Source organism: uncultured Tenacibaculum sp., from assembly GCF_947498805.1.
GTDB lineage: Bacteria > Bacteroidota > Bacteroidia > Flavobacteriales > Flavobacteriaceae > Polaribacter.
On sequence record NZ_CANMLT010000005.1, the window covers coordinates 407,191 to 419,167 of the forward strand.

The window sequence follows — 11,977 nt, forward strand, 5'->3', positions numbered from 1 at the left end:
TATGGAACAAGTAGAGAAAGTAATTGACGAGAAAAAACAAGGAAAACCTTTGTTAACGGAACAAAAGGACGGCAATAGCAAAAAACTTTTTATTGAAAGTTATGGTTGCCAAATGAATATGAACGATAGTGAAATCGTTGCTTCTATTTTAGCTGAAGAAGGATTTAACACTACGAGTAACATGGAAGAAGCCGACTTAGTGTTAGTGAATACCTGTTCTATTCGTGAAAAAGCTGAAACCACTGTTCGTAATCGTTTAAAAAAATACAACGCCGTAAAAAAGGTAAATCCTAAAATGAAAGTTGGGGTTTTAGGTTGTATGGCAGAACGCTTAAAAGCTAAATTTTTAGAAGAGGAAAAAATTGTAGACCTAGTTGTAGGTCCTGACGCCTATAGAGATTTACCAAATTTAGTTGAAGAGGTTGAAGCAGGAAGAGATGCAGTAAACGTAATTTTATCTAAGGAAGAAACCTATGCAGATGTTTCTCCAGTTCGTTTAAACTCTAATGGAGTTTCTGCATTTGTATCTATTACACGTGGATGTGACAATATGTGTACTTTCTGTGTAGTACCTTTTACTAGAGGACGTGAGCGTAGTCGTGACCCAAAAAGTATTATTGAAGAAATTCGTTCTATGCACGATAAAAACTTCAAGGAAATTACTTTATTAGGTCAAAATGTAGATTCATATTTATGGTATGGAGGTGGATTGAAAAAAGATTTCAAAAAAGCTTCTGAAATGGCACAAGCAACGGCTGTAGATTTTGCACAATTATTAGATATGTGTGCTACTGAGTTTCCTAAGATGCGTTTTAGATTCTCTACATCGAATCCACAAGACATGACTTTAGATGTAATTCATGTAATGGCAAAACATAAAAACATTTGTAAATACATTCACTTACCTATTCAAAGTGGAAGTAATGCAATGTTAAAAGCCATGAACAGATTGCATACTCGTGAAGAATATCTAGAATTAATAGAAAATATTTATAAAATCATCCCTGAGATGAATTTAAGTCAAGATATGATTGCTGGTTTCTGTGGAGAAACTGAGCAAGATCATAAAGACACACTTGATTTAATGGAAAAAGTAAAGTATAGTTTCGGATTCATGTTTGCATATTCTGAACGCCCTGGAACTTTAGCTGCTAAAAAAATGGAAGATGATATTCCATTAGAAACAAAAAAACGTCGTTTACAAGAAATCATCAACTTACAACAAGAACATAGTTTATACAGAACTAGAGAGCATCTTGGAAAGATTCAAGAAGTTTTAATTGAAGGAACTTCTAAGAAAAATGAAAACGAATGGAAAGGACGTAATACACAAAATACTGTAGTAGTATTCCCTAAAGAACATTTTAAAATGGGTGACTTTGTGAATGTAAAAATTGAAGATTGTACTTCAACTACACTAAAAGGAACTGCTGTGGGGTACTCAGAAAATAACTAAACTTAAGAGTTAAGAATCAAGAAATAAAATTTCTTGATTCTTAACTCTTAAAGTCTTGACTCTAAAAAATAGATATGGAAAGTTTACAAGCTATAAAACAACGATTTGGAATTATTGGTAACGATGTGCAATTAAACCGCGCTATCGAAAAAGCAATTCGTGTTGCTCCTACTGATATTTCAGTATTAGTTGTTGGTGAAAGTGGTGTTGGTAAAGAGAATATTCCTAAGATTATTCATCAATTATCACATCGTAAACATGCCAAGTATATTGCTGTAAACTGCGGAGCAATTCCTGAAGGAACTATTGATAGTGAATTGTTTGGCCATGAAAAAGGCGCCTTTACCGGAGCTACCGCTTCTAGAAAAGGATATTTCGAAGTTGCTGATGGTGGAACTATTTTCTTAGATGAAGTAGGAGAATTACCACTAACAACTCAAGTTAGATTATTACGTGTTCTTGAAAATGGAGAGTTTATTAAAGTAGGTTCTTCTCAGGTACAAAAAACCAATGTTCGAATCGTAGCTGCTACCAATGTAAACATGCACGATGCCATTGCCAAAGGTAAATTTAGAGAAGATTTATATTATCGTTTAAGTACAATTGAAATACCATTACCACCACTTCGTGAACGTGGAGAGGATATTCATTTATTATTTAGAAAATTTGCTTCTGATTTTGCTCAAAAATACAGAATGCCTACTATACGGCTAGATGAGGCAGCAACTAGAGTTCTATTAAATTACAATTTTCCTGGAAACATTCGACAACTAAGAAACATTGCTGAACAAATTTCTGTAGTTGAAGAGGATAGATTAATTACTCCAGAAAAAGTGATTCAATATTTACCTAATATCCAAGGAAATTTGCCTGCTGTTGTTAATTCTAAATCTGGAGGGCAATCTGATTTTTCAACCGAACGAGATATTATGTACAAGGTTTTGTTTGACATGCGTAATGATATCAATGATTTGAAAAAACTCACCTTGGAATTAATGAAAAGTGGAAATTCTGAACAGGTGAAAGAAGCGAATCATGGTTTAATTGAACGTATTTATCAAGAGCAACCTCAACAGCAGCCAGAAACGCACCAAGTTGAAGTGGTACAAATACCACAATCACCTTCTATTGAAGATAATTTTGATTATGCCGAAACAATAGAAGAAGATGAGAACTTATCTCTACAAGAGAAAGAAATAGAGATGATTAAAAAATCACTTGAAAAGAACAACGGTAAACGTAAACTAGCAGCCAAAGAATTGGGGATTTCTGAACGAACTTTATATCGAAAAATTAAGCAGTACGACTTATAATACATTTGCTTACATTTATAACTCATTAGATTCATATGAAAAAACTTATATATATATCATTTCTTTTTGTGGCTACCTCAATTTTAATTGGTTGTGGTGCCTATTCTTTTACTGGAGGTAATACTGGGGATGCAGAAACAATCCAAGTTGACTTCTTCCCTAATCAGGCCCCATTAATTGAACCTATTTTAAGTCAAAAATTCACGCAAGACTTACAAGATTTGTTTACGCGTCAAACTAACTTAACTTTAGTTAATAACGGAGGGGATTTATACTTTTACGGTGAAATTGTTGATTATCGTATTACTCCAATGAGTGCTACAGGAAATCAAACAGCCGCTCAAAACCGATTAACAATTTCAGTTAATGTTAATTTTGAGAACAAGAAAGAAGAAAAAGACAATTTCGAAAAACGTTTTTCTTTCTATTATGATTATGGAGCTGATCAACAATTAACTGGAAGTGTACTAGAAACTGCTTTAGAAGTTATTCTAGAGCGTATAACTCAAGATATTTTTAACGCATCTGTTGCTAAGTGGTAATAATTTGGAAAAAGGCACTTACATAAAACTATTAGAAAACGCTCAAAGTATTCACCTTAATGATACTTTGGAGCTAAAGAGTATTATTGATCAATACCCTTATTTCCAATCAGCTCGAGCTTTATATTTAAAGGCGTTAAAAAGTCAAGATAGTTTTAAGTATAATAATCAATTAAAAAAAACAGCAGCATACACCACTAATAGAACCGTTCTTTTTGAGTTCATTACTTCTAAAGATTTTGAACTTAAAACCCAAGAAGAGGAGAAATTTAGTTTAAAAAGTATTTTAACATCAAAAAAGAAAAGTTCAGCTTCAAAAATAGAAGAAGAACTTGAAATTGGGAAACCGCTTTCTTTTACAAATAGCGAAACTTTTTCTTTTAACCAATGGCTACAATTATCATCCAAACAACCAATCGTTAGAGACAATGTTGCGGATGATACATTAGAAAAAGAAGAAAAAACAAAAGTAACGGAGCAAGATGATATTATCAATCGTTTTATAACTAATAACCCTAAAATATCTAGGCCCAATAAAACCGCTCCTATTATAGACATAAAACCTAAAGAAACACAAGATTCTACGCAGTTAATGACAGAAACTTTAGCTAAAGTTTATCTAGAGCAAAAGAAGTATGACAGTGCAATTCAAGCATATAAAATATTAAGTTTGAAATATCCAGAAAAAAGTGGTTTCTTTGCAGACCAGATTAAAAAAATACAAACATTACAAAATAATAAATAGATGACAACTTATACTTTACTTTTAGTACTTATTTTAATAGTTGCTATAGCTTTAATTTTAATCGTAATGGTTCAAAACCCTAAAGGTGGAGGATTATCTTCTTCTTTTGGAGGAGGAACTCAAAACATAGGAGGAGTACAAAACACAAATACGTTTTTAGACCGTACTACTTGGACATTAGCTATTACTATGTTTGCATTAATTTTATTGGCTAATTTTGCTATTCCAAGAGGAAATGCTTCAGACGCTCCTCAATTAGATAGTACTTTAGAAAATGTTGAAGCAACAACACCTGCTGAAACTCCAGCTACTACTGAGACAACAAAAGATAGCGTTCGATAATAGAACCCAAAATATATTTTAAAATGCCAACGTAAATGACACGTTGGCATTTTTTTTTAACCAAAACCTATCTAGTTCGTAAATTTGACAGCATAAAAGTATTGGCATAGTTTCTGACAAAGTCAAATTGTAAAAACTAAAATTAAATTATACAAAACATATAAAATGGGATTAAACATTAAACCTTTAGCAGATAGAGTTCTTGTAGAACCAGCTGCAGCAGAAACTACTACAGCTTCTGGAATTATTATTCCTGATAACGCTAAAGAAAAGCCACAAAAAGGAACGGTGGTTGCTGTTGGTAATGGTAAAAAAGATGAGCCATTAACTGTAAAAGTTGGTGACACTGTTTTATACGGAAAGTACTCAGGAACTGAATTAAAGTTAGAAGGAAAGGATTATTTAATGATGCGTGAGTCAGATATCATGGCAATCGTTTAATTCGGTATTAAAAATTAAAATAACAACTAGCATAAAACCCAAAACTTAGGGTATAAGGCATAAAGCATAAAAACAATGGCAAAAGATATAAAGTTTGATGTTGAAGCTCGCGAAGGATTAAAACGTGGAGTTGATGCATTAGCAAATGCAGTAAAAGTAACTTTAGGACCAAAAGGTCGTAACGTAATTATTTCTAAATCATTTGGAGCTCCTCACGTAACTAAAGATGGAGTTTCTGTAGCTAAAGAAGTTGAGCTAGAAGATGAATTAGAAAACATGGGAGCTCAAATGGTAAAAGAAGTAGCTTCTAAAACAAATGATTTAGCTGGTGATGGTACTACAACTGCTACTGTTTTAGCACAAGCAATTGTAAAAGAAGGATTAAAGAACGTTGCTGCCGGAGCAAATCCAATGGATTTAAAGCGTGGTATTGACAAAGCTGTTGCTGCTATTACTGAAGATTTAGCTAAACAATCTAAAGAAGTTGGTGACTCTTCTGAAAAAATTAAACAAGTAGCTTCAATTTCTGCGAATAACGACGGAGTAATTGGTGATTTAATTGCTACTGCTTTTGGTAAAGTAGGTAAAGAAGGAGTTATTACTGTTGAAGAGGCAAAAGGAACAGATACCTATGTTGATGTTGTGGAAGGAATGCAGTTTGACAGAGGATATTTATCTCCTTACTTCGTTACTAATGCAGATAAAATGATTGCTGAGCTAGAAAACCCATATATCTTATTATTCGATAAAAAGATTTCTAACTTACAAGAAATTTTACCAATCTTAGAGCCAGTTGCTCAATCAGGTCGTCCTTTATTAATTATTGCTGAAGATGTAGACGGACAAGCTTTAGCTACCTTAGTAGTAAACAAATTAAGAGGTGGATTAAAGATTGCTGCTGTAAAAGCTCCTGGATTTGGAGATAGAAGAAAAGCAATGTTAGAAGATATCGCTATCTTAACTGGAGGTACCGTAATTTCTGAAGAAAGAGGTTTCTCTTTAGAAAATGCTACTTTAGATTTATTAGGTACTGCTGAAACTGTAACTATTGACAAAGACAATACTACTATTGTAAACGGTTCTGGAGATGAAGAGCAAATCAAAGCTCGTGTAAACCAAATTAAAGCACAAATTGAAACTACTACTTCTGATTACGATCGTGAAAAATTACAGGAACGTTTAGCTAAATTAGCAGGAGGTGTAGCTGTATTATACGTAGGAGCTGCTTCTGAGGTAGAAATGAAAGAAAAGAAAGACCGTGTTGATGATGCTTTACACGCTACTCGTGCAGCTGTTGAAGAAGGTATCGTTGCTGGTGGTGGTGTTGCTTTAGTTCGTGCTAAAAAAGTATTAGAAACTATTACCACTGATAATTTAGATGAGACTACAGGTATACAAATTGTAAACAGAGCTATTGAGTCTCCTTTAAGAACGATTGTTGAAAATGCTGGAGGAGAAGGATCTGTTGTTATTAATAAGGTTTTAGAAGGAGATAAAGACTTTGGTTATGACGCTAAATCTGAAGCTTATGTAGATATGTTAGAAGCTGGGATTATTGATCCTAAGAAAGTAACTCGTGTTGCTTTAGAAAATGCAGCTTCTGTATCTGGAATGATATTAACTACTGAATGTGCTTTAGTAGATATTAAAGAAGATGCTCCTGCTGGTGGTGGAATGCCTCCAATGGGTGGTGGAATGCCAGGAATGATGTAAGATCATCTTTATATAAAATTAAAAACCTCGAGAATTAATTCTCGAGGTTTTTTTAGTTAATCAAGTTTTTTAAAAAACAATTTACGCACTCCATCTGTCTTAACATAAAAACCATTATTTTCTAATTCAATACAGGACAACATAAATGTGTTACTCCTAAAGGTTTTATTTGTTATTGTATAGAATATTGTTTCATCATTTTTAAAATTACTGGCGATTAATTTATCTTCCTCGTTTTTTAGTTCATAAACTACTCCTAATTCATCATTATAATAAAGCCCTACGTATTCTTCTAAATGTGTATTAGACAATTGCACGGATTTATATTTTTTATAAACCTCCGCATCTCCTACTCCTACTTTTATATAATAACTATTATCTTTAAAAGTCATTATTACCTCATCGTCGCTATTAACCACAAATTGAAACCTATTATCATCTAACGGAACCAATGCGGTTTCAATACCACTTTCTAATCGTTTGTATCGAAGTGTATCATTTTTCACATAAATGTGTCTTGCTACCCCATTTTGCTCTTTCCAATAAAATCCTTCAAATTTTTCAAGTTGCTTTTTAGAGAGCCTTTTGGTCTTTATCTCTTTAAAATTTACTATTCGAGCTTTTGGAAATTCTTCCTTCAAATCTTCATAAGCCATACTCATAGCGGGCATTCCATTATATCTATTATTATTTCCTAAAACAAATGAAACAAAACCTTTGGTATAAAATCGAAACATATTACTTGCATAACCAGCATTAATACCAAACTGCCAAATAGATTCTAAACCTCTTTCTAAATGATCAAAATACCTTCCATAGGTCATTGTTCCCCATGAAGAGTTATACTTTTCTCCATTATCCAACTTAACAAAATCATCTAATCTTTTTACCAGTTTATTTAATGGATTTGAAGAATTTGTATACACCTGAAACCATTTTGCTAAATCCTCCCCTGTAGTATATAAATTTGTTGCTCCTAGTGTTAAATTGTTAACTGGATTATTTAAAACCTCTTCTCCTACTCGATATGAAATAGCCACATTATCTAATAATTCCCTTTCATTATTAAAAGCTGTATTTAACATTCCTAAAGGTTTAAAGACACGCTCCGATGTAAATTCAATAAATGATTTTTCAGATGCTTTTGCTATAATTTCTGATAATAGAATTATCTCGGTATCTGATCTCATGTAAGAAAACTCTGTTCCTGGAATAAAATCCAACTCTTCTTGACTTTGAATTATCTTCAACGCGTCTTCTTGCGTGAACGTATCAAAAGATCTAATACCCAGCAGTTCTTTTATCGGATCCAAATTATGTAATCCACTAGAGTGATTTAATAAATGTTTTACTTTGATTTGATACTTGTAATTAGGGAGTTTTGGTATATATCTTCTTATATCATCTTCTAAAGAGATCTTCCCTTCTTCTACCAATAAGAAAGTTGCCAATACCGTAAACTGCTTTGCTAAATCATCTACTTCAAACTTAGTCTGTATAGTATTTCTTTTATTATTACTTATATCTGCACTTCCAAATGCTTTTAAAAAAATAACTTTACCATCCTTAATAGCTCCCCCAACTACTCCCGGTTTATTTTCTTCTTTCCAATTCTTAAAAAACTTATCAAACTTTGCATTTTCAACTTGTGCATGTAACACCATTTTTACAAAGTAAAAGAAGAATACTAGTTTTAAATGTTTCATTTATGATAGTTTTTAAAAGTGAAAGATTTGTGAATTATCTTCCAATCATTTTTAATTTTTAACAGTAGTAAATAGTCTGTATAAATTCGTTTTCTTGAAGGCATCAATATTTCAATTTTAGCTACTGCAGCATTTCCTTCAAAATCTATAGAAAGTACTTTACCTATTCGATTACTTTTCTTTCCTTCTTTTACATTGTTTATATAATTTTCTCCTTTCCATACTCTCAACGAATCTTTTGCTACGAAATACAAGTTAAACTCGGGATGAAACGCTCTTTTTAACCTAGAAGGCTCACCATTTGCAGTTCCGTCTATATAATCATATAAAACTTTATTTATTCTTTCTATTTCTGTTTGAGCAGTTACAGATATTCCTATCAAAAGGAATATCATTAAAAGTGATTTTCTCATTTTAATTTAATTTTGATTGATTTTTAATACTTCTACAATTTTTTTTGCCACTGAAGCCGATGCTGTTGGGTCTTGACCTGTAATCAGTCTTCCATCAACTCTATAGTAATTATCCCATCCTTTTTTAGAATAACTAAACTTGCCTCCTCTTTCCTTGATAATCTTCTCAATAGAAAAAGGAAAAGTCTGATAATATTCTTTATCTACTCTTTCAAAAAGATCTGGAAAACCATTTACTTCTTTGTCTTCATACAAATACCTTCCTTCTTTAGTTTTAACATGTACAATTCCTGCAGTGCCATGACAGATAGCAGAAACAACTCCCTTATTTTTCTCGTAAATATTAATAGCTAAATCCTGAATTTCTTTATTCTCCGGAACTCCAAACATAGCTGCCCCACCACCTACATAATAAATAGCTTTATAATCTGAATAATCTACTTCACTTGGTTTTTTCGTGTACTTTAACTGATTTAAAAAATCAGTTTTTTCTAAATATTTCTGCTGAATCTTATTGGTTTTATCAATATATCCCAACAAAACTTCTCCTCCCTGAGGGCTCACGAAATCTATTTTGCAACCCGCATCAACTAATACGTCATATGCATATACAATTTCACCGAAATGATTCGCTGTTTTTAAAGATGTATTTCCGTAGGTTTTTTGGTTAGATACTACAAACAAAATTCTATTTGAAGACTTCTGTTTGAAAGTACTGGTTAAGTTTTTCGGAGATTCTTTCTTAACACTTGATGATTGACAACCGAGAAAAACTACAATTATCAATATTGATTTTAATACTATTTGCATAAACTATGTTTTTCCTGCAAATTGAAGTATTAAACGCTAAATAAGTTTATATGCTATAAAGTAGAAGTTCTAATTTATAAAACAGAACTCTTAAATTGTGAAGGAGTTTTTCCTACCAGCTTCTTAAAGGTGGTGTAAAACGTTGATTTTGAATTAAAACCATTTTCATAACCAATAGCTTCTATAGTAATACTATTATCATCGAGAATCATTTTTTTTGCTGATTCAATTCTATATTCATTAACAAAAACAGGAAAACTTTTACCTAAATTATCATTTAACAATTGAGAAAACTGATGCGTAGTCAATTTCATTTTCTGTGCTACTTCTGAAGATTTTAAGTTTGCATTTTTATACAACTCTTCATCATTCATCAATTGATCTAGTTTTATTAACAAGTCTTTTGCCTTATTTATTTCTATTTTCTTATCTGCATATTTTACTTCTTTATTAAGTAATCTGATTTCCTTTCCCTTTCTAGAAAACAAGAATATGACTAATAAATACAAAAGAAATGTAAATGTTAAAGCTCCAGAGATATAGTTTGTAAAACTAACAAAATTATAAGCTGTTAAAATTAGTAGATTCGCTATTAACAAACTCAACAACCATATATCTAATATCGTTACCTCTTTCGTTTTAGCAAGTAATTTATTTGCTCGATTTCTTAATGTATATATAGATGCTAATATGTAAAGGAACCAAACAAAATAAATACTTTTTATGATATATGGTCTCCACAAATCTATATTGGTTTCAAATGGATATAGATATCCTATAGTTAAGATTATAGGAAGTAATATAGCAATATGATACTTCCATTCTTTTTTAATACGCTCTTTTGATTCTTCTACTGATCTAATATAAAAATACAAGAAAGGGCCTATAAAAAAGCAAGCGGTTAATCCAAACTGTAAAAAATGAAAAGACAATTTAGGGTTAAAGTAAAAGAATACCGATTTTCCAATTCTAATGCTCAGCATTAAAATAAATACTCCTAAAAACTTATTTGATAGATTTTGAGGCTTTACAAAGAATATAAAATACAAACTAAGAATTAAGCCATTAAAAGCCCCTAACGCGCTAAAGAAAAATAAGAGTTCTCTACCAAATTCCATTCATTAATTTTTAATTCTGTCTATTTCTAAAATAGTATTAAATGTTTCTATTTGTTTTTCTGTAAGACTATTTAATATTCCACTTCTTGCGTAAAAACTAATAGTAGAATCTTTTCTATGTACTAAAACTATTATTGGTTGTCCAAATTCCCATGCTTTATAAAACTCTTTTTCTTTACCCTCTAAAAAAATTGAGTCATTAATAGCATAAGTATAATTCATTAATCTGTTATACGATGAATCAAAAATAGAAGAAGTTTGATAAGCTTTAGTTACAACCCCTTGTACTTCATAAAAATCGTTTTCATTATAATCTTGATACCTTTTCTCTTTTGTGCATGAAAGAAAAATTATAGAAACTATAAAAAAGTAATTAAATCTTCCTTTCAACAACATAATCTATCATCTGTAGCAAAGAGTTCTTATATTCAGATTCTGGATAGTTATCTAAAATAGCTAGTGCTTTATTTTTATAATCGTGCATTTTAGCTATTGTATATTCTAAACCTCCACTTTCTTTAACAAAAGCAATTACTTCTTTTACTCTTTTCTTATTCGTGTTGTGTTTCTTTACAGAATTGATAAGCCATTTTTTCTTTTCTGCTGAACAAGTATTTAAAGTATAAATTAAAGGAAGCGTCATTTTTTGTTCCTTAATATCAATTCCAGTAGGCTTTCCAATTTTATCTTCTGTATAATCAAACAAATCGTCTTTTATTTGGAAAGCTATTCCAATATACTCTCCAAATTTTCTCATCTGTTGAACTGTTTCATTCTTAGCTCCTACAGATGCCGCACCTATTCCACAACAAGCAGCAATTAAAGTAGCTGTCTTCTGTCGAATGATTTCAAAATATACTTCTTCTGTTATATCTAACTTTCTCGCCTTTTCAATCTGCAACAATTCTCCTTCACTCATCTCGCGCACCGCAATAGAAATAAGCTTTAAAAGGTCAAAATCTTCATTATCTATAGAAAGTAACAATCCTTTGGACAATAAAAAATCACCTACTAAAACAGCAATTTTATTTTTCCAAAGTGCATTAATAGAGAAAAAACCTCTCCGCCTATTACTATCGTCTACTACATCATCATGTACTAAAGTAGCAGTATGAATTAATTCTACTACAGAAGCTCCTCTATATGTACGTTCGTCAAAACCTCCATTAGAAACCATTTTCGCCACTAAAAAAACAAACATTGGTCTCATTTGTTTTCCTTTACGTCGAACGATGTAATATGTAATTCTATTTAATAATGGGACTTTAGACAACATAGAATCTTTGAACTTTGTTTCAAAGAGTTCCATTTCTTTAGCTATGGGAAGTTTTATTTGCTCTACTGGCTTCATTCGAACATCAAAAGTAGAAAATAATTT

13 protein-coding genes are annotated in these 11,977 nt (G+C 31.4%); 7 read left to right on the top strand and 6 right to left on the bottom strand.

What is annotated here, in order from left to right; all coding sequences use genetic code 11:
* Nucleotide 1 precedes the first annotated feature (1 nt).
* From miaB to groL, 7 genes are all read left to right on the top strand, one after another.
* The gene (gene miaB, locus Q0873_RS12430; protein WP_299107709.1) at nucleotides 2–1,456 is read left to right on the top strand and encodes a tRNA (N6-isopentenyl adenosine(37)-C2)-methylthiotransferase MiaB; all 1,455 of its coding nucleotides are present in this window, start codon (nucleotides 2–4) and stop codon (nucleotides 1,454–1,456) included.
* 74 nt (nucleotides 1,457–1,530) lie between these two features.
* On the top strand, nucleotides 1,531–2,769 hold the full coding sequence (locus Q0873_RS12435) for a sigma-54 dependent transcriptional regulator (RefSeq protein WP_299107711.1): 1,239 nt from the start codon (nucleotides 1,531–1,533) through the stop codon (nucleotides 2,767–2,769).
* A gap of 35 nt (nucleotides 2,770–2,804) precedes the next feature.
* A complete protein-coding gene (locus tag Q0873_RS12440) occupies nucleotides 2,805–3,311 on the top strand; it encodes an LptE family protein (RefSeq protein ID WP_299107713.1) in 507 nt (168 codons plus the stop codon).
* Between the two features lie 4 nt (nucleotides 3,312–3,315).
* Nucleotides 3,316–4,056, top strand: coding sequence for a hypothetical protein (locus tag Q0873_RS12445; RefSeq protein ID WP_299107715.1), 741 nt, complete (start codon nucleotides 3,316–3,318; stop codon nucleotides 4,054–4,056).
* The gene (gene secG / locus Q0873_RS12450) at nucleotides 4,057–4,398 is read left to right on the top strand and encodes a preprotein translocase subunit SecG (protein ID WP_299107718.1); all 342 of its coding nucleotides are present in this window, start codon (nucleotides 4,057–4,059) and stop codon (nucleotides 4,396–4,398) included.
* Between the two features lie 165 nt (nucleotides 4,399–4,563).
* Nucleotides 4,564–4,839, top strand: a complete 276-nt coding sequence (locus tag Q0873_RS12455; protein WP_299107720.1) for a co-chaperone GroES — start codon at nucleotides 4,564–4,566, stop codon at nucleotides 4,837–4,839.
* Between the two features lie 75 nt (nucleotides 4,840–4,914).
* Nucleotides 4,915–6,552 (top strand): chaperonin GroEL, encoded by a 1,638-nt coding sequence (groL, locus tag Q0873_RS12460; RefSeq protein ID WP_299107722.1) that lies wholly within the window; start codon nucleotides 4,915–4,917, stop codon nucleotides 6,550–6,552.
* Between the two features lie 56 nt (nucleotides 6,553–6,608).
* Here the strand turns inward: groL and Q0873_RS12465 are convergent, their stop codons facing one another.
* From Q0873_RS12465 to Q0873_RS12490, 6 genes are all read right to left on the bottom strand, one after another.
* Nucleotides 6,609–8,258, bottom strand: coding sequence for a serine hydrolase domain-containing protein (locus Q0873_RS12465; RefSeq protein ID WP_299107725.1), 1,650 nt, complete (start codon nucleotides 8,256–8,258; stop codon nucleotides 6,609–6,611).
* Nucleotides 8,255–8,671 carry a nuclear transport factor 2 family protein gene (locus Q0873_RS12470; protein ID WP_299107728.1) on the bottom strand — a complete coding sequence of 139 codons (417 nt, stop codon included), beginning with the start codon at nucleotides 8,669–8,671 and terminating at the stop codon, nucleotides 8,255–8,257. The genes Q0873_RS12465 and Q0873_RS12470 overlap by 4 nt, the downstream gene beginning before the upstream one ends.
* A gap of 6 nt (nucleotides 8,672–8,677) precedes the next feature.
* Nucleotides 8,678–9,481 (bottom strand): type 1 glutamine amidotransferase domain-containing protein, encoded by an 804-nt coding sequence (locus tag Q0873_RS12475; protein WP_299107731.1) that lies wholly within the window; start codon nucleotides 9,479–9,481, stop codon nucleotides 8,678–8,680.
* 74 nt (nucleotides 9,482–9,555) lie between these two features.
* Nucleotides 9,556–10,599, bottom strand: a complete 1,044-nt coding sequence (locus Q0873_RS12480) for a helix-turn-helix domain-containing protein (protein WP_299107734.1) — start codon at nucleotides 10,597–10,599, stop codon at nucleotides 9,556–9,558.
* Nucleotides 10,600–10,602: 3 nt separating this feature from the next.
* A complete protein-coding gene (locus tag Q0873_RS12485) occupies nucleotides 10,603–10,989 on the bottom strand; it encodes a hypothetical protein (RefSeq protein ID WP_299107737.1) in 387 nt (128 codons plus the stop codon).
* A complete protein-coding gene (locus Q0873_RS12490; RefSeq protein ID WP_299107740.1) occupies nucleotides 10,973–11,950 on the bottom strand; it encodes a polyprenyl synthetase family protein in 978 nt (325 codons plus the stop codon). Before Q0873_RS12490 ends, Q0873_RS12485 begins: the two co-directional genes overlap by 17 nt.
* Between the last annotated feature and the right edge of the window lie 27 nt (nucleotides 11,951–11,977).